Here is a 20,701-nt window from a genome sequence, read left to right on the forward strand (position 1 = left end):
GTTTTCTTTGTCAATTTCTGACCTTTTCTTCAGGTAATTTTCCATAGTTGCCACTGATGCTTTTGCTTTGGGCTTCCTGGGGTATTTTAACATTTTAAGTTTTGCCATGATTTTTGATTTTTTATTATTAATATTCGGTTTTTTATCCTAATGAGTTCCAAATTGATTTCCCTCCACTTTCTCCGTAACTTCCATCTGATTCTGTTCCTTCTCCACTTTCTTCCTCTTCACCAGATTCAAACATATCACCTTTTTGCCCTTTTACTTCCTGCGAAAAACCCTCAAGATCACTTTCGCTCATTTCACTCCAATCATCTTCCAATGGCATGTCGGCTGCACTTACACTTTCTCCCTTTTTCTTAAACAGTTCAGATATCTTTTTAATAAGTCCAAAAAGAACTTCCAATACATCATCAATAATACCGATGCCTGATATGCCTTTCATCTGATCAGCAATGACTTTCTCAGGCTCCTTGCCATATTTTTTCAGGATTCCGTTACGAACGATTCCCATAAAATGTGCGCGTTTCATGCCGATGCCTTCTACAATAAAATTCGCTATACGCTCAGCTTTTTTCCTTTTATTACGAACCTTTGCTGGAAGCTTGGCAATAAGTGCCGGATCGTTTATAAATAAATACAAGAAGAATGGCGCAGCTTTCGGTAATGATAATTCAAGGACACCTTTAATGGCCAGTCGCTGCGGCGTTGTTACAACTTTTGCAACTGCTTTGGCTCCTTTCTTTACCTTTTCGGCAACTTTTTTCAGAAATTTTCCGGTCTTACCTTTTGGCTTATTTTTTCTTTTGGTTGCTTTTGCTGCTTTTTTTGCTGCCTTTTTGGACTTTTTTTTAGCCTTTTTTTCAGCCTTTTTGGCTTGCCTTACCGCTTTTTTTCCACTAATTGAACCAATTCCACTTACCTTATTCGCAATTGAATAGGCGCCTTTCTCTGCATCCTCTGCAATAATTTCCATCTCAATTTCAACATCCGGTGAATCAACAGCTTCAATAGCATCGTTAAGCATATCAATCGAGTCCTGGTACTTCTCAGCTTTAAGTGATCCAATGCCGCGAATTTTTTCGGTAATGGCTTTCATGGTAAGTAAACGGTCCTTTGCAATGCGAAGTTCAAGTTCGCCCTCGGTCAGTTCTGAAATGTCTTTATTTCCTAAGTTCAAAAGCTTCACTTCCTGTGTGCCACTCATTTGATATATTTTTGTCATTTTTATGTCTTTTTTTAATTTATATTCTTTTTCCTGATTGTATCCAGGCATTACACAATCAATTATTATTTCTCCTTTGGATACAGGTACAATAACATATACATGTGTATAATCACTGCCTCCAAAAGATACAAACCTGTAACAAAATGAAATCCCAAGATTTTTAAGTATGCTTGCCGTCATTATTGAATACGACTTGCAATCGCCTTCTTTATCGAGCCAAAGTCGTGATGGTGTCTTTACATACTGAACACCCAGTGGATCCACTTTGTATTTTATGTTCCTCTTTATAAAGTGCCATATATTGGAACATGTGTCAAAGAGCGTATTACCTTTTAAAAATGATGCAAATTGTCTGGTGTCTGCCCGGCTTTTTCTGTCTGTGTCGAGTATCACTTTAATGATATCGCACGTGTCGCCATCGGAATACTTTACAATTGAATCATTTTTTGCACTTTTTATATATTGGTCTGCAATTGCAGATATACTATATTTCATGTTTAATTTTGCGAACAACTGATCTGTTCAATAAAAACTTCATCGGCAATTTTCTGACTGTTCGTTACCCTGCTTATAAATTGCGTTTCCGGCTTCTCAATTTGCCATACATTCTGATTATTTCTACGGCCCGCAATGTATAGAACTTCTCTGTTTTTAGGATCATATCCTTTCTTTAATACTTGCCTTTCTTCCATTACTCTGTAAGTTTAATTTCTTCACTGTACGGAAACTTATATCCATCGGCCCAGAAACTTCCTTCTACCATCATTTTGCCAAGTTCATTTTCCGGCTTCGTAACTATATCAAGAAGCTGGTTTACCAGCGTTAAATTGCTTACATTAATCTTAATTCCTTTTAACAAAGTATCTTCGTTAGCAGCCAGCGAAAGATCCTTTTTTATTTCAAGCCCTGCAATTCGCTTCCCCTTGTATTTTACCTCGAGCTGCATTTGCTGAAACTTCGATGCTTTGTTATTGGGATTGGTTATGAGAAAGTCCATCTCCAATTTAGTGTTCAGTAAATTCTGAATCAAACCACTTTGCTTTAATAACTTAAGCTTTACAGGCTTACCGGTCAAATTCTCAAGCCGTTTGCCTGAAGCAAAATAACTGTACGCAAGTATGCCAAGACCACCAACTATTAACAAGTTCATCGTTACTGTATCGTTTCTGATGCACAATTTTAAATCATACCATATATCTATATGAAAAAAATGTATACTTTTTTATACTTTTTTATAATTATGTATAACAAAAAAGCCCTGCAAAATTTTTTGCAGGGCTTTTTTGAAATGAATTAATGTTCTATTTTATAACGCCAAGCGCTCGTTTAATTTCTTCGGATGATATTCCCTCGTAATTAGCATATTCATCAATTGTAACTTTATGCTTTTTGCTTTTACCCAAGCTGTCTTTTATTATTTGAAACTCACGCCAACATGCCATATATGTATTGCCTGTTAAGATAACAAGATCTTTTACGCTGAGAAATATCCTGTGTGTTGCCATTTTATTCCTGTTTTATTCCTGAAAATTAAATTTCTACTTTTTAATAAAATTTTTAATGGATTATTTAAGTGTTTGATAATGATTTTTTTATGTAAATATTTTATTCCTGATAATCAATTTAAAATTATCCGAAAATTAAAAGATTAATATTATACTAACCTAAAGCATTATCTTTATCGTAATTCGTTATATTTTCAGAATCTTTTGATTCAGATACTCCATTAATACTGTTTTTTGGTATTCTGTTTTTAAGCCAGTTAATACAATACATCGCTTCTGATATACCATCATTTATTATTTTTACATTAGCATGACCATCATAACCCATTGATCTGTGCAATGTATTATATGCTGATTCTAAAGTGCTTGATACTTTACTGTCTTGCTTAGAAACTTGTATTTGATAATTTTTAAATGAAATTCTTTCTCCCCTTTTTAGCTTTATTTTTTTTTCAAGCATATAAACAGCTTCTAACATAATTAATACAGCAGACCAAAGTAAATGACCTGCAACTTTTACGTATTTAGGGTTTTGATAATACTTGTCATTTTTTATTGCTTTTTCTTTTAATATGGTTTTAGCATTGTCGATATAATACAATGCTTTTTCATAGGGCGTCATTTCGCTTTCCTTTTTATTAACAGGTTCCATTTTTTTAATATTAAAATTAAACATTCGATTATCACTACAAATATACAAAATTATGTCGGCTCTTTTTCACACCTTCGCCTTTTTACCTGCCCCACTATCATTTGTATAAGCAGGTCCATCGCCGCCGGTAAACTCTGGCTCTGCAGGTAACGGATCCGCTCGCGGTACTTATTGCTTATACTTATACGGATATCTCTGTTGCTCTCGCCATAGTGATTCATCCAGGCCGGATTGCCCAGGAAAAAACGCCGGACCTGTACCATCTCGCCGGTGTCTTCATCTACATCAAATACACTGTCCTTGTTTTCGATATCCACCGTATCTTTAAGATCTTCCTGCAGTTGCTCCTGCGGTGTGCTGTAATTTATATTCAGCGACTTTTCGCCATGCAAACAACCAAACTTCTTATACAGGGCCTTGCCATATACCACAGGCATAAGCTCGCTGAGCAATTCAAGATCGTACTCCCCTGTGTCCTTGTCAAACGCATGCGGCTCGAAATGATAACTTATAGCTTCCATAACAGCATACAGCATCTGCTCGCTGCCAAACTCCTTGGCCCTTACTTTCTCCGAACGGTCGTTATTCCATGAGAAAATGGTTTCGAGTGTTATAAGGGTACCGCCCATCGGGTTGAGCTTGCTTATAAATGCATCGTCTATAGTCCGGTTGCTTTTCTTTATCAAGGCGCGGACTTCCGGTGTAAATTCATTCCTGGCATTGTGATCATTCACTGTAATTTTATTCCAGTACCGGAGTATTTCTTTATGCAAAATGTTTCGGCTTTGTGTAAAACGTTTTACAAATATCAGTGAGTGTATGTGTATATTCAGGCCATTATCGGTATTGGTGGTTTCGATACCATACTCTCCACCATACACATAATCGGCCCAGAACTTCTGCCGGCGCATTTCCCAGTACATGGTGTTAAGCTCATCGTAGTAATACTTATTACCCCTGTAGCCGGTGTCTTTATAGTGTGGCACCGTAAGCGTAAGATGCATCACATCGTATTGATTCATGCCCACAAACATATACTTATTCTCATCATTATACCTGGCATGGTACTGTGCACTTGTTATTACTTTTGTTTTCTTTGTCTTCAGGTTGTAAATGGTTACAAGCTCGCGGTTATCGTCGAACCACTTGTAATATTTGCGCCTGATACGCTTTTGCCTGGTGAAGTTACACACCGGACAGTTTTTATTATTACATGAGTGTGAGTTGTAATAAGTAATTTCTCCGGTAAACAAGTCCTCACTATACAGTGATAACGAACTGCAGGTGGTCAGGTTCTTATGTAACCGCATAAGATGTTCCTCTGCAGTGCCCTGTACGTTGTGCTCAGGTATGTATTTTAGTATCTGTTCGGCTATTTTAAGGCCCTTTCGCTTGAGTATGCTAACCTTTTTAGATCTGACAGCATTGTGGTTCACTGCCTTTTGTGTATCCGCTGCAACTGTATCCATACAAAATGTTTATAAAATATTGTTGATTTTTGATTTTTGTCTTTTTCCCGAAATGTACAAACGTTGCCTTTTAACAAGGAAGGGTTCAAAATACAGTAAATGAGCCATTTATAGTGGTATCTAAAGTATTGTTAAACCGTTCCGAATCGTCATGATTTTTTGTTGTTTCGTGTTGTTTTGTGTTTTGATGCTTTACTCATTTAAAATTGAAGCCGAAAAAAGGAGGGCTTATATTAAGGAGTAGCCCTCCACAAACTCCCGACATCAAGCAAGTATAACTATCAGTCGCCACCGGAACAGGTTGCTCCCCAGCAGAGCCTGTCCAATATCTTTTTTAAAAAACTTCTTTATCTGCAGGTGCGTTCATAAATTTTTCAAATTCATCAGTATTTTCTTCGGGTGTGCCAGGCTGATGGGCGCCCTCTTCTTTCTTTTCGTTTTTACCCAGGAGCTGTATGTTTGTACAGCGGCAGTTGAGCCCGGCCATCTTTTGCCCATCCTTATTGGTAAAAATGTTGGCACTTGGAAAACCCTCTATAAATACGAGTCTTCCCTTGGTAAGGTATTCGGCCAGCCTGGTATTGTCGGTCCAGTACCCGCAGTTTACCCATATTGTTTTTTCTACTTTCTTGCCGGTTTGCGGATCCTTAAACCTTTCGGAATGGGCTACACTGAAGTTGATTACTTTACGGTCGTTGACCTGATTGATTTTTGCTTCCTGGCCAATATGGCCAATAATTTGAATTTTTAACATAGCTTTGTTTGTTTTAATTGGTTGGTAATAAGAGATTATCTTTTAACCAGGATTCGTACCTGGCAAGTAAAGTTTTTGCTTTTTTTCTGTAGTGCTCTGATTGCGCGTTTAATTTTATATAAGCCAGATTGGCCACACTTATAGCATTAAATTGCTTGAAAATAAAATCATCGCTTTTTTCGCTGAAGGGTAAAAATGCCAGCTTTAAAAAATGCTGGTCTTTAATGTATTCGACTGTGGCCCTGTTGGCATACCTCGCTTTTCTATAGTCGGGATATGTCATTATTCTATACCTTAAATACCTGTAGGTTTTAAATGAATAACGCAATCCGTTTGAGTCGTAAAACCCAAACCAGCGCTTTATTGCATCATATATCTTTTTCATTTCTTAAACGGATTGATAATTCTTTTAATGATTCTTTTTTAGTCGCAGCGGCTTCGGCGCTTCTGCTTTGCTGCACAACAGGCGCCACCTGTTGCGTAAACAAGTTACTCTGTTGCTTTCTTTTCTTTTGCATTTTCGAGATAGTTTAAAACAGAACTGTAAATTATTTTGCCATCGTCGGTTTGCTTAATGTGCCCCTGAGCTATAAGCCTCTTTATGCGTATGCGTGCCCCCACTGTTTTTTCGCGCACCAGGGCATTGAACGAAATAAGCTTGTCGCGCTTCTGCTGGCGGCCTATGTTGTAAATAGCCTTGTTGCAGGCAGCCTCTACTTTTTGCTCTATGCGCTTTTCGAGATACTCGGCCAGCTCGCCGGCTGTCATGTGAATGATTAACATATTATCTTCCATAGCTTTTTAATTTTTTTTAAGGCCCATTGAATCCAATAATTCTTTTTGGTCGAAATTGGGGATTTTGATATTGCGTTTGGTGTTAATTACTTTGCCTTTTTTGCAATTTTCTTTGCATATTTTGCAATACTTCTGTCCGTTCGATGTAGGTTTATATTCCTGTCCACATTTAGAACATTTTTTTATACCGGTGGCTGCCGCCTTTCCTTTCAATGGATTTGCTTTTGTTGTAGCAGCTGCTGCTTCAGGTTTTTTCTTTTGAAGCTTTAAGGCCGGTGCAGCTGGCGCCTCTTCTTTTTGCTCCTGATTTTTTTTACTGATGCCGGTAATGACAATGCGATCATTTTCTAACGAAAACATGTTGGCATAGAGCTGTATGTGCTCTCCCAAATAATTAATGGTTATTTGTATCATAGCTTTTTTTATTTGATTTGATGTAACTTTCGAATACTTTTATAAGGTTGCACAATGTGGCATGTTGGTACTCTATAGCCAGGCGGTTCTGGCACATATCGCTATCCAACAGCAGCTCCATATTTTTCTGCTCTTTGAGCAAGGATCCCAGTATGGTACGTACATGGTTTTCTTGCATAAACAACACCGAAAAATCGTATGCTTCGCCGGCTTTGTCGGTTTTCCAGTCGAGTATGGGTAAGGCAAAATCTTCCATCATTATAATTGTTTAATTTTTTTTAAAACCACCAGATCGAATACACTTTGTTCGATACTAAAACCTTGTATGTTTTTATACATATTCTTGATAATGTTTATAGTGTCTTCTTTTCCATATCCCGTATCGAGGTAACAGGCATGCTCGGGCAAATCTAAGGCTCTGTAATGTGCTATTGAAACAACACGGGCCGGGGCTATGTGCCTGAGACCGTGTTTTTCTTTTATATATATTTTAAAGTAATTGCCTACCCTATACTTTTTGGCATTGTGAAGCCGTATGGTGCTGAAATAATCGCAACCCAGTTTATTATTCCAATGGGTGCTAAAAATTAAGTCTTCCATATTATTTACAATTTTTATGCATAGTTGTTGAACTCATCATAAGGGCAATTTTTGCAACTGAAGGGGCACTTGTCGCACTTGTTGGACGCCGTGGCCACCTTGTAAGCACACCAGCATATAAATGCCAGACCGGCAGTCACAATAAACCAGTAAGCAGTGGCGCTCAGCATTAGCAGGCCTCCTGCAGTTGGTTAATAAGGGGCAGCTTCTCAGGATAATCGCGCGTAATGATTTCGACAATCTTTTCTTGTACCAGCTTGGGTATCCCAGACTTACGACCAAAACTTGAGTAGTTGAAAAACGTATCGTAGCTTATGCCACACTCGCTTACAACTTTTTGTTTAAAGGCCCGGTACTCCGGGCACTTACAGCTCTTGAAGCTTTTACATATTTTGCGGAGGGTTGCTTTGTCCATAACCACCTGATTTTACAATATTTAATAACTTTTTTCCGTTTCCTTTAGATATTATCGTTATATTTACGATGCAAATATAAAGATATTTGAAATTAAAAATCAAGGAAAATGAATAAATTTTCAAACAATATAGAAATTTAGAAAGATTCTAAATATAAAACAATGAATATCAGCAAAATAGTAGATTTGTATAAAAGGCATAGAATGACTCAAGAAGAGCTTGCCGATAATATTAACATGTCAAAAACGAATTTAAGTAATATTATTCTTGGCAAACAAGAAGCTAAAGTATCTACAATTGAAGCTATTGCACAATATTTTAAAGTTCCCGTAGGTTATTTTTTTGATGAGGCAGAGGCGCCGATGGGCGGGCATGTGCAAAATGCCAACGGCAAAAATATAATACAAAGTATAGGGGAGATGCAGTGCCGCAAAGAACTATCGGCTGCCCAAATGAACATATTGGAACTCCAACACCAGGTAGAACTACTGCAAATGCAAATAAAAAGCTTCAAAATAGAAGTAGAAGGAAAAGATAAAATAATAAAGTTGCTGGAGAGGGGGAGGTGAAAATTATTGTTTTATTTACGTAAAATACTATCGCGAAATGTATAACAAAAAAATTTATTCTTAATTTTGTCAATAATTTTTCACACAAAATATTAATCACGATGTTCAAAGCAGATTGTAATCAAACAGGTATTATTGATTTTAACAAGTATCTTTTGAAATATTCTGATGAATCAAGTTCATCAAAAATAAGCGAAAACTACTTCCCTGCCGATGTTGTTATTGATGCTTATAAAAACGGTTTTTCTGATGGAAAAAAGGCAAAGCAAGAAGATTTTGAAAGTAACCTTTATAAAATACACATTGAAAAATTTATTGAAAAAGCAACCAAAGTATATTTGTCTGCAAAAAGTTTTGCCGATTATCTGAAACAAAATAATTATAAAGCCGAAAAGTTTTATCTAAATCTTTTTCACCGAAATCCAAAAGTGGTAATTTCGATAAAAGAAGAACTTTTGCTGGATGATAAGTTTGTTATTTTTGCCTATACAAAAATAAATGAAATGCAAAATGCATTTCTGGGCCTGTTTAATAACACACTTGATATCAGCTTAGTTTGTAATACAAACCTCGACGAAGAACTACTGCAAACAGATGGCTTTAGCTATTCTGAAAATGTATGCTAAAATGGCAAATAAAAAGATATTTGGTGAAAGAAATCAAAAGCTTAGTTATAAGCTTCTTAGCGAAAACGAATATTACGACTGGGTAATAACCACTGCGTTTTATTCTTCAATTCATTTTTTTGAAAATAAAATTTTACCGGCAATAATTAATGGCTGTTCGTGCAATAACATATCGGATGTAAAAAGAGCATATAATGAAGATGGTCGCCATGCTGCACGTAGATCAATGATTAGAAATCACTGCCCATCAGATATTTCTGGTTTTTATAATTGGCTGGATGATCAATCCCGCAATTCAAGATACACAACTTATAAAGTAAATAAACAAATGGGCGAGAAATCTAAAGAATACTTAGAAAAAATTTATAATTTCTGTTACCCTCAAACCAATAATACCTAAAATATATTACATTTGAATTGTAAAAACATAATAGCGCCCCTGGCCACGTATTCTCATTTTTCCTACTAAAATTTATTTTTATAGCGAGGATACCTACCCAGGGGCTTTTGTTTTAAATAAACAAAAACAAGACAATAAAATAACACTACTCCAAACATAAGAACTAATGCGGGAAATGATGCAGTGTATGCGACCCCTAGTCGGACAACCAAGTGAACAAAAAAGCAACAAATTTATTGTTGCTTTTTTTTACGAACCACCGCAACAAATCCCCAAAACAACACAACCCGCAAAATTTATCGTTACGATTCAAAACGGGTTGTTTTCGAGACAAAAAATAGACAAAAACAAGACAATTCGTTGTCATTAAAAATTGTCAATATGGGGAAATTCAATTTTACTCTCAGAACAAACTATGTTTCTAAAGATGGTTTTAATGCCGTTGTGGCTAAATATTCTTCAGCAGGGAAAATATACCAGGTAAATACCGGTGTTGAAGTTTTACCCATGAACTGGGACAGTAAAAACCAATTTGTAATAGAAGATGATCCGGCTGCAACTACTAAAAATATTCAATTAAGAACCCTGCGCAATAAAGCAGATAAAATACTTTTGCAAGCCGAAGTAAACGGTGTTGAACTGAATACAGAAGAATTTAAGGCTGCCTTTTCAAAACCATCTGATAAAAATAGCGGTGTATTCTGCGACTTCCTGAAAAAAGAAATTGAACTTAAAAAATCGTTACTGAGCTATAATACACTCAGACAATATAATGCAACACTGAATAAAATTTATAACCTTGATTCCAGAATAACCATTAAAGAAGTTAACTCTTTTGCATTTTTCCAACGCTTCGAAAGTTATATGCGCAATGATCTGAGCAACCAGACAAATACTGTTTGTAAAACATTAAAAATTCTTAAAGCACTGATTAATACTGCTGTTCAAAAAAAACTAATTACACGCAATGAAGTAAACGGTTATAAATTAAAGTATATCCAGCCGGACCGCAATTTTCTTAACTTAAAGGAAATTGACAAGCTGGAGAAAATGTTACCGACTCTCCCCCATCGGCTGGCGTCTTCACTCCGATGTTTTCTGTTTTGCTGTTATACAGGTTTAAGATATGGCGATCTGGCCAGGCTGTCTTTTTCTCATTTAACGGGTAAAAATATTGAAATCATTCAGGAAAAAACATCCGATATGGTGAAAATTCCTTTGTCTAAAAGAGCGCTGAAGCTTATTGATACTGCACAAAATAAACCTGAAGCAAAAGTATTTAAAGTATATTCTAATCAAAAAATGAACGACTATTTAAAAGCAGCATTATTAAGAGCCGGCATCGACAGAGAAATAACTTTCCATTGCTCACGTCATACATTTGCAACCATATCGCTAAACATAAATATTCCACTAAATGTCGTATCTAAACTCCTTGGCCACAAGGATATAAAAACTACTGAAATTTATGCCAGGCTATTGGATGAAACAAAAACCAATGAAATGAAAAAATGGGATAAACTATAAAATTGTTAATCAGGTTTTTTTCGGTGGCTCTTTCCTGTTGCCTTGCTGTTGTCGGTTGCCGACTCTCAGTTTTTGTTTTAAAATCGACTTATTTAGAATGTGTTAATATAATAAAGATTTTTCGTAAAGCCCATACCACTTGGGATATTTTTTTACAAATTCTATATCGTACCACCCAGCAGGCTCAGCATTTCTTTTATTAAAAATCTTATTGTAAACAGATTTTATCTCAATATCTCCATTGCTGAGTATTTTAATAATACATCCGTTTGGGACTTTGAAAATATATCCCTTTTTAAACGGCGTAGCGACTCCATCGATTTTTTTTATTATACCAATAGTTTCTTCAGGTTTTAGCTCTTTTAATGTATTAGCATCTTCTAATAATACCCACAATTTTCCTTTATAATTATTTTCACTAATTGCCCCACCTCTTGTTAAGTTTAGAAAGTCAGCAACACCTCCAACGATTAATCCGTTCCCAATCATCAATACTTCAGGGAAAAATCCTCCAAGTAATCCCCCTGCAGTAACTGTGATTGCTGAACGTAATAGTGGATCAGTTTTTCTTAATAAACTATTGGATATTATAAATGTGCCTGCTGCAGTTAATGCAGTTGTTTTATAACTGAATGTATGTTTTTCTTTAGGCATCGGAATTTTTTTACTAAAACGAAAATACCTTTTTAATATTTTCTGATCACTTTTTTTTTAAAACAAATGCTCCTATCAGAAGAAATATTATCGCCAATGCCAGGTATGGTATTTTTTCAATCAGCAGTCCCCAGTTATCAGGGGAAATGTATTTTATTCGTTCTACCGGAACTTCTACAGGTGTGCTGATGGTGTCGGGTGGAACATAAACAAGCACCTGCATAACGGAATCGTTCAGGATGGCATAAGTAAGCTCGATGCTGTCGGATCCGATAATGCTTATCATTGTATCGCGGATTCGGTAGTCGATTGAGAAAATGGCTGTTTTAGATGGTACCGGTACCAGGGCTTCAGTATATACTGTGTCGTAAGCAATAAGCTCAGGGTATCTTTTAAGTAGGCGTTCGAGGCGCTTTTGAGGGGAACAGGAAGAAAGCAGAAAGGTTAAATGTAAAAGTAAAAAGGTAAATATAAGAATGCGTTTCATGTGGCTATTGTTGACGGTTTGCACAATCGGGTTTTTCACACCTTAGCTTTTTAATTTCGTCGAGTTCGTTTTTCAATTCTTTTATTTCAGCAAAGCATTCTGAAAGCCTTTGTTCATAGTTTGTGCGCACATCTTCGTACATTGTTTTGTAGATTTCGATGATGCGCTGCGTGGCTTCAAATTCACTTAGCTTGCTTTCTGCGATTGATTTTCTACGGTTGGCGCGCCAGTTCTGAATAAGAACAATAAGGCTTATTATGTTAGTGCTGCCAAGGATTGCAATAATTGTGTTTGTCCAGTCCATATTAAAGAGAATTTTTAAGGATTATACTATTTAGTGTTTTACCGTGATGAAATTCAATATCAACGAATTTGATTTCTTTGTTTTTAGATAAGACAGGTGGTGTATAAGAAAAATTTGAATTAAGATCTTCAGTAATAATGGTATGTTTGATATTGAAATGATTCACAAAGAATCCGAAAAGTTGTTCCAGGAAGAACGGTGCTAAATGATAGAACCGATTGTTGTGGAAAAATTTGTTTTCAGCACAAAGATCAATGATATCTTTATTTTCCAAAAATGCTTTAATTGCAGGAATGAGGGTTGTTTTGCAATATTTTTTATAAGTTTCTTTGTCGGCCAGCCAGTAGTTGCAATAAGAACAGGTCCATTGGCAGTCGTTCATTTTGAAAGGCAAGATATTAAGCTCATCAAATATTAATGATAATTTATAAAGAGGAAAAATTAATTCTTTGTTACGTTTTAAGCAGTTTTCGTGCAGGTGGCTTTGGATTGGGAATAAAATAGCTTGGTAGAAGCAGTTTGTGGCTTCGACACGTTCGGTGAACTGGGTGGCTGTCATTTTAGTTTTTTCTGCAAATTTCCATGAAGTGGTACCAATATAATCGGCTTTTTCCTTCCGGATTTTATTGTAGATATCAACAATGACATTATTTTCATAGAAAGTGTTTGATTTGTCCAGGCTGTTGTCGTAAGGTGTGAAAATAGGCAACAGATGATTTTTGGAATTTTCATCAAAGAAGATCTGGTAGCAGTTCCATTTCACTTTCTTATTAACGATGAAGCCCACACCACCCCATTCTTCAGAAACGGTAATTGATTCTTTTGGTTCAGGGAGACTGTCCCAGAACTGATCAACAAAACAAGAGTGTTTTGCATGAAAGTCAGATTTGATGATGTCGTGAAAAAAAATCAGGCCGCCGTCAGAAACAAATTCTTTGTACATTTCATAATCGCGTTTAACACCCTGAGCGGAGTGGTCGCCATCGATAAAGAGTACATCGAGCAGCTCGCCATCGAGAACTTTACGGACCAGTTCTTTTGTTGCATAATTGTGGCTGTCGCCAATGATTATATGGCAGTCCTTGACGGTTTTCTTCAGGTTTTCGTTACGCTCCGGCCATGGGGCCATATCAAGGGCGATATGTTTTCCTTTGATGTGTTTTGATACATGGTTGAATGTTCCACCATTGAAAACGCCTATTTCCATGTAATTGCGTTTACCTTTAGATTTTTTACAAATAAAATCAAGCTCATCGCGATGTTGCTGAACCTGATATCCATCAACATTTAAAAATTCTACAGCCATGATAAAGATTATTTTTTTTGAAGGTGATATATAAAGCGTGGAACGGAATCTCCTGCCTGATTTACTGAAGGAGATTTATATATGAGGTTGAAATTTTTGCATAAAACATTAAGTAAAGCATGCTCAGAGGGATATTCGCAAAGGATATTATCAGCTCTTTTAGTGATAAAAGAATGTTCGGCAATGCCAAGCTCGAGGACAAGGATACCCTGATCGGTAAGCAGCTCGAGACATTTGTCAATGAATTGCTGTTGAGCAGCGACAAAGTAATGAATAATTGATGATGCCAGGATAACGTCATAGGTGTCCTGGTTAAAATCGAGGATGTTGCCCTGGATAAAATTTATTTTTCCTGAATTATACAAGAAATGTTTAATGACAGCCGCATTTTTAAGGGCGACAGGCAATATATCCAGTCCGGTAACTCCGGAGGCTGTAAGAGACATATTGAAGCAATTGTAGCCGGAATTGCAACCGATATCAAGTACAATTTTGTTTTTGATGATATCTGATAAATTGAAAGCTGCATATTTCTGAGCGGATTTCTGGATGGGATTACCGATACCTATTTTTTCGAAATAATGGTAATTGATATTCAGGGATTTTAATGTTTTGCCCCTGAAATATTGTTTGACCGGGATAACAATGTTTTTTTCGATATCGGCTTCATTGTCATTGATAAAGACAACATTATCCACATGGCAGCAGTATTTCATAACTGAGATATCGCAGATTAAAAGGGCGTCAGCAAATTTTACTTTAATTGATTCTTTAAAGAATTTCAGGAGCCAGCCATCGAAAACAATTTCAGTATCGGATGATATTATGAATTTATGTAATTCATTTTCGATGATAGCACCGAAATCGTTTTTTTCTGAATCAGAAAGTTTGGGCCATGTGTGCCAAATAGAAAATTTTCCGCGGTGATCTGTGCCTGTAAGATTATTATAATACTGAAGGAATAATTCATCAAGGGCAATAACCCTTAGATTGAATTTGCCGGCAATGGTAGTTTTGCCGTTTTTGGGTTCGCCTGATAAGAAATAAACAGATTTATACTCAATAGTTTTCAAATTTGTTTTTTTTACAAGGCCGGTTTAGATTTAAAGAGCGACCAAACTTCAAAAGATCCTTGTGTCCAGTCCTGGGTATTTGCCCCGGACAGTGTGGAAATAATTGTGATATCTCTATTGTTCTGGCTTCTGTTGTTTGGTTTGCAGTTGACCACCGTATCGACAGTATTGCTGAGAGCACTCAGGTCGGTGTGTTCAATATGATTAATAGTTAATCCGGAATATCCGTAAGCTACGGTTTCAAAGCGTTCTTTGATGACAAAGAATAAATCATCGAGGTAGGCACCTGCAGGTATAGCATCGGCAAAATTGACGGCAATGTACTGACTTGGTGAAGCGTTAAAGTCCTCAAAGTCGATATCTCCGATTTTCTTTTTGTAGGAAGAGGCCCCCATTGTTGTAATTGTACCGGTACCTCTTATGTTTTCGACGAAAGAATTAAGCATCTCGAGGCTGGCGATGGGAAGGTCGAATGTAAGGTATTCCTGGTATGAATTTGTCATCAATAATTTAGTGTTGCCAACGAGTTGGATATCGGATGTTTCACCCCAGTTGTTGCAATCAATTATTGACATGTACTTTTCCAAAGGACTTTCGTTTATCATTGACAAATTGCTCCAGTAGGATTTTTGTAAAACAACTGAATCATTAATACCCTGAAGGTTCATTTGACAATTTAAAAGGAAACAAGAGTCGAAAGAACCCGACAAATTTGTAATAAGTGCAGCAAGTCCGTAAAAATAGCAATGCAAAAAGTCCCAAGGGCAAATGATCCGGTCGAAGTTGCCCCCTGTAAAAACGGATTCCCTTACAAACAGATAGCCGGTTTCACCTTCTTCAGCCGAAATATTGTTTATGATACAATTTGACAAAGATACCAGGGTGCCTTCAGTAATTGAAACATTATTAATGGTAGCGTTGAAAATGGTGTATAAAAGGAATTCAAGCTGATTGAATACAATTGTAGAAGAAAGGTTTTCAATAACAGTATTTAAGTTAGCAACAATCCTTATGTATTTGTTTGAAATTACAATATTACCGACGTTACCTGCAGGCAGGATTATTTGCCATGGGTTGCTTGCCGATGGGGATCCGTTGGCAATGATCCAGGCTAAAGCTTCTGTATAACTTTTGAAAATGCGTTGTGCACTTACGCTTGCACTAATATCGAGATTAACCCAGGCAGTATTCGACTCACGGATTGTTGCAATATCATCTGCATTATTTGCTCGTTTTACAATGCCATTGCTTTTTTTAATAAAAAGTTCATCATTGTTTGTATAGAGCCAACAATATCCTGAAGGCGGTGTCGGTATTAATGAGCTTTCGCTGTTTTTTTCTCGTATCATATCAATTGATTATTAATTGTCCATTAATTATAAGAGGGGCATTAATTGAAATACTGGTCTCAACAATATATTGATAATTGACAGGTATAGTCAATGTACTGTTTATTACTGTATTTATTCCAGTATTTACACAACTCCCAATCTTTCCCTTTTTTACTTCTGATGCCATTACTCAAATTTTATATCAAAATTGGTCTTTATGATATTTCCCGGGTGATTATTAAACTCAAGCGTTTCGTTTGGTTCAAGAAGAATATTGCTCAAAATGTAAATATTACCTGCACTTTTATTTATAAACAATATGGATGTACAGTTGCTTGGTGTAACTGTACAATTTTCGCTGTAAACTTCAGATGAGTGTAATATCTCAAACCTGTTATTTCTGAGCTCAGTAAATGTTTTAATTACTAATAACATCACAATAAACTTTTATAAATTAACCCGGCTACTAGACCGAATAAAATTGAATTCCGTACTAAGTTTTTTTTTTATTATTGTCTGGTTCTTTTCCACTAAGCAACAATTGCAATCCTGCTCTTATTTCGCTTTCGCTTGGTTTTATGCCATTTTCTTTTCGGCTGATCGCCATAGCTATTTTTACCAGCTTCTCAGTATCATTAACGTTAATCGAACTGCTTCTTGAAATACCTGTCCATGAAACCACATCAGCAATGTATTCTTCCGTATCGTTTTCAATATCCGGGGCCCAGGCACTTATTATTTTTTCAATGGTGTTTCTTTTATAATGCTCAATATATCTGCAGAGTAAATGAATTAATGCCCTGTATCCCCATTCTATTGAAATAAACTGACGGAATCTGGTATCACTGGATGGGACCTTTTCACCTTTATACGGTTCGCCTCCTTTAATGATATTTCCAGGATTATTATTTCTTAAGCCTCTTGGTAAATTAGCCATTTTTTTCCTTTCTTCTTGTTTGACTGTCAACAAATTTTGTTATTAACCAAAACCCACCAAGTGCAAAAGCTAACGGCTTTATAAATGAAAACATACCCGAAAATGTACCCTGTTCTTTACCAGAATTATAAGCATTATCAATTTGTTTTTCCAACTCGTTTTTTACTTTTTCAGCTTCCGATGGAGACAATGTACTTAATGCTTTTTCAAGTTCATTACTGATCTTCAGATCTTTCTTGCTTTCATCGTAGCGTGGCCGAAATGCATAATATGCCCCTACAGCTGTAGCTGCTCCAATAGCAAATACTACAATAATAACCAACACAGGTATAATTCCAATACCGGTTAAACTTTCAACAATTTTTTTATACCCATTGATCAAATCAGTATATGCCTTCGGATATCCTGTTTTATAGCTTACCGCAAGGCCACTGTTAATTAAATATCCCTGCCTTGTACCAAGACTGTAACTCAAATACTTTAATACCTTTTTGTGTTTTGTTGTGTCAATATTATTCTTATCAAGAGCAATAATTATATTGGCACACCTCACAAGTGTTTTAAAGATTTCAAGATCGTTTTTTAATATGGAGTTTACCAGCTGCTGGGCATTGTCTTGTGCTACTGTATTTTCTTTGCTTTCAATTAATTTTACAACATCTTCCCTGACAAAACCTACATTAAGCCCGCTCTTTGGTTCCTGAAGATTAATTTCGTACCAAAGGCCATCGTTTTTATTTTCATAAAATCCAGATGTACGCCCTGCAGTAACCTCTTGTGCGATAACAGCAATAACCTGACTGTCTGTACTTGCTTCTTTACGAATATTTACAGAGGTACCTTTCGGTTTAACTATTTTGTTGGCTTTGCTTATGTGAAAATCCATTTTATTGCTGCATTAACATGTTTTTTGCCATAGTGTAAGTCCCTTTATTGGTCTTGGCTATTTGAACAATTTTTTCAATCAGATCCGGCATTTCGTTGTCAAGGTCGTACCATTCTTTTAATGTTGTACTTAATGTCTCACTTTCAGTGTCAATTTCGCCTGTTCCTGATACACTTTCACTCGACTTTGCAAAACCAAGCCCTTCCATAAGTTCAGGTAAATACGGACTTAATCGTTTCATAATTTTTGTCTGAGCTGAGTTTACCTCTAATTCAAGCTCTTTTTTCTCGCTTTCAAGCAATACAATTTTTGCCCTTAACGTTTCAATTTCCTGGTCCTTTTTATAGTCATTTAAGGCCTTCGTTATCTTATCTTCAATACTTTCATTTGATGGAATATTCCCTATCCCTGCCAGATAATTCTGAAGCGATTCCTTTTCCTGATTTTGTCCGGTCCCTTCTACATTGAAAAATGTTTTGCACCATTCTTTTTTTTGCCCTTCCGTTTGCCAGGCTTCAATAAAATACCTTCCCGGCAACAGTCGAGATAGTATTTTTTCAAAATACGATAACGATCCGTCCATTGTCGGACTTTCACTTTCCGTTGGATAAGAGGTCAGCATATTGCCCTTTTCGTTCTGATACCTCAAACGCCAATATATTGCACCATTATCGCGCAAAAAATCCGATACAAATGCCGACTTTATCATTTGTTATTCATTAAAGTAAAAAGTAAAGGGAACAGATTTACCAACATTTTCAAGCAACGACGTTGTTTCGGAAAATTCAATATAGCTTTTCGCAAAATCAATTTCAACATCATTAAGAAGCAAACGCCGGCCATTATTCTCTGATGGTACCAGGGCAATTAAAGGTATTCTGTTGATGGCTTCTTTTCCATTACTTACAAATGTGCAAAAACACTTTTTAACCAATGCTTCCGGTATTACCTCGTTAGCCTTTTCGGTATATGTAATGTCAAGCACAAGCGAATCAATTACTTTTATCTTTTTTCCACGGAACAGATCATTCTCTCCGAAATAATGTCTTACCCTGGCACTTGTGATTTTTATTTCCAATGGTTCTACCCTGTTTATCGGGCTTTCACTGTTTTGTATGTTCATCGGTTATTCTTTTTTAGTGGTTAAAAAAGGGCTGCCACTATCAAGCAGCAGCCCTTCTCAAAATAAACAAAGCTACTTGTTACGATTTACGACCAGCTGAACCGGATTGCATCATTGGACGTCCAGAATTTATAGGACCTACAAATGTAAGGTTGTTGGCCTGTTGGGGTGGCGGAGGTAAAAACTGAGCATTTACTGCAGCACCTTTAGCCAGATATCCATAAGGATGGAATACAATTTTGTGCGTAAAACCTGAAGTTACTGCCTGTATTTGTATCCCGTCGAAGGTCGGTATTTCAATAGTTGCGTTAATATCCATTGTACCATATAAATATAAAAGACTGCCAAGTTTGTAAGATGCTTCAACAATGGTATATTGTGATTTGTTTGAAGATGATGATTGTTGAGTTTGTGGTACTAATCTGAAATTCTGCATCGACATTTTTTCAACGTTTACAGTACTCCCGATTTTTAATGTAAACCAGCCGTTATATATGGCTTCCAGGTCGTCAGGATCAAATCCGGATACAGCAGGGAATACCTGTTTGTTGGGGTAGGTCTGAAGTACATCCTTGCCAATTTTTGCATTTGTCTGACAAAGCAAATATACTGCAATGTCCGATACTACAAATAAATCGTTACGATCCAGTTTTACTTCAGTTATACTCTCGCCACCTATGGCCTTAAGGTTAAAATTATATCGCGATGCTGTATTCGTTAAGGTTTGTTCTACACGCAAATAGCTTGGTGAAGGTATGCCTCCGCTTAGTTCTTTTGCTTTTTGCATAACGGTCTTCCATATTTGTCTGTCGCGCATTGCTGCAGCGGCCATTCCTGCCGTTACTATTCCGGTACTGTGATCGGCGAACACACTGGCCGATACTAATGTAATTGCTACGAGCATTAATAAAGCTCCGATTGTTTTAAGGGTTTTCATGTTCTTTTTGTTTTTTTGTTATTACTATTTTTTTACCAATTTTTAATAGGTTTCGTTCGGATCATTGAGATCGCCAACTGCATTTTCAAGTATGCCACTCATTGATTCGTCGCTCTGCACATCAGCATCCATTACAAATCCTTCGTCTTCCAAATCAATGTCGCCTATAGCCTGATCAAGATTGCCAACACCTGATACCATGTCGGGCGCAATTTCTTCGACCAACTCAGATGCACCAACTGCGATCATACCGGCTCCCATGTCTTCTATAAACTTGCCTTTGACAAATTCAGGAAGTGCAGCACCTACAACTATTTTTAATCCCCCTCTTAACTTGGGGTTCATACCTGAGAGGGGCTTATTTACAATTTTGCCCGCAACAGCCCCGGCTCCAACACTGGCTACTCTCATGCCTATTGCTTTAAAATCGAATTTCTTTTTTGTTGCCATGATTTTTTATTTTTAAATTTTTATTCTTTTTTTTGCATTTTAAAGCCCTGATATTCTCTTGCGAAGCTTATCTGCTTTGTCGTTCAATGCTTTTCTTTTCCTGTTTTCTTTGTCAATTTCTGACCTTTTCTTCAGGTAATTTTCCATAGTTGCCACTGATGCTTTTGCTTTGGGCTTCCTGGGGTATTTTAACATTTTAAGTTTTGCCATGATTTTTGATTTTTTATTGTTAATATTCGATTTTTTATCCTAATGAGT

General features: G+C 36.5%; 31 protein-coding genes. 4 read left to right on the plus strand and 27 right to left on the minus strand.

Annotated elements, in window-relative coordinates:
• Window positions 1–142: 142 nt before the first annotated feature.
• The 14 genes from M0R21_12405 to M0R21_12470 all read right to left on the minus strand — a co-directional run bounded on the left by M0R21_12405 (window position 143) and on the right by M0R21_12470 (window position 7,832).
• Window positions 143–1,225, minus strand: a complete 1,083-nt coding sequence (locus tag M0R21_12405; GenBank protein MCK9618623.1) for a hypothetical protein — start codon at window positions 1,223–1,225, stop codon at window positions 143–145.
• Window positions 1,226–1,725: 500 nt separating this feature from the next.
• Window positions 1,726–1,920, minus strand: a complete 195-nt coding sequence (locus tag M0R21_12410; protein MCK9618624.1) for a hypothetical protein — start codon at window positions 1,918–1,920, stop codon at window positions 1,726–1,728.
• Complete coding sequence (locus M0R21_12415) at window positions 1,920–2,378, minus strand: LEA type 2 family protein (GenBank protein MCK9618625.1); 459 nt, start codon at window positions 2,376–2,378, stop codon at window positions 1,920–1,922. Before M0R21_12415 ends, M0R21_12410 begins: the two co-directional genes overlap by 1 nt.
• 151 nt (window positions 2,379–2,529) lie before the next feature.
• Window positions 2,530–2,733, minus strand: coding sequence for a hypothetical protein (locus tag M0R21_12420; protein MCK9618626.1), 204 nt, complete (start codon window positions 2,731–2,733; stop codon window positions 2,530–2,532).
• 154 nt (window positions 2,734–2,887) lie between these two features.
• Window positions 2,888–3,385 (minus strand): DUF5618 family protein, encoded by a 498-nt coding sequence (locus M0R21_12425; GenBank protein MCK9618627.1) that lies wholly within the window; start codon window positions 3,383–3,385, stop codon window positions 2,888–2,890.
• A 50-nt stretch (window positions 3,386–3,435) separates the two neighbouring features.
• A complete protein-coding gene (locus tag M0R21_12430; GenBank protein MCK9618628.1) occupies window positions 3,436–4,854 on the minus strand; it encodes a hypothetical protein in 1,419 nt (472 codons plus the stop codon).
• 334 nt (window positions 4,855–5,188) lie between these two features.
• Window positions 5,189–5,608: a single-stranded DNA-binding protein gene (locus M0R21_12435; protein MCK9618629.1), complete on the minus strand. Its 420-nt coding sequence runs from the start codon at window positions 5,606–5,608 to the stop codon at window positions 5,189–5,191.
• A 13-nt stretch (window positions 5,609–5,621) separates the two neighbouring features.
• On the minus strand, window positions 5,622–5,993 hold the full coding sequence (locus M0R21_12440) for a hypothetical protein (GenBank protein ID MCK9618630.1): 372 nt from the start codon (window positions 5,991–5,993) through the stop codon (window positions 5,622–5,624).
• Window positions 5,977–6,126, minus strand: a complete 150-nt coding sequence (locus M0R21_12445; protein MCK9618631.1) for a hypothetical protein — start codon at window positions 6,124–6,126, stop codon at window positions 5,977–5,979. Before M0R21_12445 ends, M0R21_12440 begins: the two co-directional genes overlap by 17 nt.
• Window positions 6,098–6,403 carry a hypothetical protein gene (locus tag M0R21_12450; protein MCK9618632.1) on the minus strand — a complete coding sequence of 102 codons (306 nt, stop codon included), beginning with the start codon at window positions 6,401–6,403 and terminating at the stop codon, window positions 6,098–6,100. The genes M0R21_12445 and M0R21_12450 overlap by 29 nt, the downstream gene beginning before the upstream one ends.
• Before the next feature lie 6 nt (window positions 6,404–6,409).
• A complete protein-coding gene (locus tag M0R21_12455) occupies window positions 6,410–6,817 on the minus strand; it encodes a hypothetical protein (GenBank protein MCK9618633.1) in 408 nt (135 codons plus the stop codon).
• A complete protein-coding gene (locus M0R21_12460) occupies window positions 6,798–7,076 on the minus strand; it encodes a hypothetical protein (GenBank protein MCK9618634.1) in 279 nt (92 codons plus the stop codon). Before M0R21_12460 ends, M0R21_12455 begins: the two co-directional genes overlap by 20 nt.
• On the minus strand, window positions 7,076–7,417 hold the full coding sequence (locus M0R21_12465) for a hypothetical protein (GenBank protein ID MCK9618635.1): 342 nt from the start codon (window positions 7,415–7,417) through the stop codon (window positions 7,076–7,078). Before M0R21_12465 ends, M0R21_12460 begins: the two co-directional genes overlap by 1 nt.
• 169 nt (window positions 7,418–7,586) lie before the next feature.
• Window positions 7,587–7,832: a hypothetical protein gene (locus M0R21_12470; GenBank protein MCK9618636.1), complete on the minus strand. Its 246-nt coding sequence runs from the start codon at window positions 7,830–7,832 to the stop codon at window positions 7,587–7,589.
• A 162-nt stretch (window positions 7,833–7,994) separates the two neighbouring features.
• On the opposite strand from M0R21_12470, the gene M0R21_12475 reads away from it, so the two are divergent.
• The 4 genes from M0R21_12475 to M0R21_12490 all read left to right on the plus strand — a co-directional run bounded on the left by M0R21_12475 (window position 7,995) and on the right by M0R21_12490 (window position 10,955).
• Window positions 7,995–8,402: a helix-turn-helix domain-containing protein gene (locus M0R21_12475; GenBank protein MCK9618637.1), complete on the plus strand. Its 408-nt coding sequence runs from the start codon at window positions 7,995–7,997 to the stop codon at window positions 8,400–8,402.
• A gap of 101 nt (window positions 8,403–8,503) precedes the next feature.
• Window positions 8,504–9,028 carry a hypothetical protein gene (locus M0R21_12480; GenBank protein ID MCK9618638.1) on the plus strand — a complete coding sequence of 175 codons (525 nt, stop codon included), beginning with the start codon at window positions 8,504–8,506 and terminating at the stop codon, window positions 9,026–9,028.
• Entirely contained in the window at window positions 8,997–9,428 is a 432-nt protein-coding gene (locus M0R21_12485) for a hypothetical protein (protein MCK9618639.1), read from the plus strand. Before M0R21_12480 ends, M0R21_12485 begins: the two co-directional genes overlap by 32 nt.
• A 381-nt stretch (window positions 9,429–9,809) precedes the next feature.
• The gene (locus M0R21_12490; GenBank protein MCK9618640.1) at window positions 9,810–10,955 is read left to right on the plus strand and encodes a site-specific integrase; all 1,146 of its coding nucleotides are present in this window, start codon (window positions 9,810–9,812) and stop codon (window positions 10,953–10,955) included.
• A gap of 102 nt (window positions 10,956–11,057) precedes the next feature.
• Here M0R21_12490 and M0R21_12495 read toward each other — a convergent pair whose 3' ends face one another.
• The 13 genes from M0R21_12495 to M0R21_12555 form a co-directional block, all read right to left on the minus strand.
• Window positions 11,058–11,609: a hypothetical protein gene (locus tag M0R21_12495; GenBank protein MCK9618641.1), complete on the minus strand. Its 552-nt coding sequence runs from the start codon at window positions 11,607–11,609 to the stop codon at window positions 11,058–11,060.
• A 46-nt stretch (window positions 11,610–11,655) separates the two neighbouring features.
• The gene (locus M0R21_12500) at window positions 11,656–12,096 is read right to left on the minus strand and encodes a hypothetical protein (protein ID MCK9618642.1); all 441 of its coding nucleotides are present in this window, start codon (window positions 12,094–12,096) and stop codon (window positions 11,656–11,658) included.
• A 4-nt stretch (window positions 12,097–12,100) separates the two neighbouring features.
• Window positions 12,101–12,400: a hypothetical protein gene (locus tag M0R21_12505; GenBank protein ID MCK9618643.1), complete on the minus strand. Its 300-nt coding sequence runs from the start codon at window positions 12,398–12,400 to the stop codon at window positions 12,101–12,103.
• A 1-nt stretch (window position 12,401) separates the two neighbouring features.
• Window positions 12,402–13,706, minus strand: coding sequence for a class I SAM-dependent methyltransferase (locus tag M0R21_12510; GenBank protein ID MCK9618644.1), 1,305 nt, complete (start codon window positions 13,704–13,706; stop codon window positions 12,402–12,404).
• 8 nt (window positions 13,707–13,714) lie between these two features.
• On the minus strand, window positions 13,715–14,779 hold the full coding sequence (locus M0R21_12515) for a class I SAM-dependent methyltransferase (protein ID MCK9618645.1): 1,065 nt from the start codon (window positions 14,777–14,779) through the stop codon (window positions 13,715–13,717).
• A gap of 11 nt (window positions 14,780–14,790) precedes the next feature.
• Window positions 14,791–16,128 carry a hypothetical protein gene (locus tag M0R21_12520; protein ID MCK9618646.1) on the minus strand — a complete coding sequence of 446 codons (1,338 nt, stop codon included), beginning with the start codon at window positions 16,126–16,128 and terminating at the stop codon, window positions 14,791–14,793.
• Between the two features lie 475 nt (window positions 16,129–16,603).
• Window positions 16,604–17,047, minus strand: coding sequence for a structural protein P5 (locus M0R21_12525; GenBank protein ID MCK9618647.1), 444 nt, complete (start codon window positions 17,045–17,047; stop codon window positions 16,604–16,606).
• Window positions 17,040–17,933, minus strand: coding sequence for a hypothetical protein (locus M0R21_12530; protein MCK9618648.1), 894 nt, complete (start codon window positions 17,931–17,933; stop codon window positions 17,040–17,042). Before M0R21_12530 ends, M0R21_12525 begins: the two co-directional genes overlap by 8 nt.
• A gap of 1 nt (window position 17,934) precedes the next feature.
• Complete coding sequence (locus M0R21_12535) at window positions 17,935–18,642, minus strand: hypothetical protein (GenBank protein ID MCK9618649.1); 708 nt, start codon at window positions 18,640–18,642, stop codon at window positions 17,935–17,937.
• Window positions 18,643–18,645: 3 nt separating this feature from the next.
• A complete protein-coding gene (locus M0R21_12540; GenBank protein MCK9618650.1) occupies window positions 18,646–19,056 on the minus strand; it encodes a hypothetical protein in 411 nt (136 codons plus the stop codon).
• Between the two features lie 79 nt (window positions 19,057–19,135).
• Window positions 19,136–19,993, minus strand: a complete 858-nt coding sequence (locus M0R21_12545) for a hypothetical protein (GenBank protein ID MCK9618651.1) — start codon at window positions 19,991–19,993, stop codon at window positions 19,136–19,138.
• A 42-nt stretch (window positions 19,994–20,035) separates the two neighbouring features.
• Window positions 20,036–20,443 carry a hypothetical protein gene (locus M0R21_12550; GenBank protein ID MCK9618652.1) on the minus strand — a complete coding sequence of 136 codons (408 nt, stop codon included), beginning with the start codon at window positions 20,441–20,443 and terminating at the stop codon, window positions 20,036–20,038.
• 39 nt (window positions 20,444–20,482) lie between these two features.
• Window positions 20,483–20,653: a hypothetical protein gene (locus tag M0R21_12555; GenBank protein ID MCK9618653.1), complete on the minus strand. Its 171-nt coding sequence runs from the start codon at window positions 20,651–20,653 to the stop codon at window positions 20,483–20,485.
• Window positions 20,654–20,701: the final 48 nt, after the last annotated feature.

Source organism: Lentimicrobiaceae bacterium, assembly GCA_023227965.1.
Lineage (GTDB): Bacteria > Bacteroidota > Bacteroidia > Bacteroidales > JALOCA01 > JALOCA01.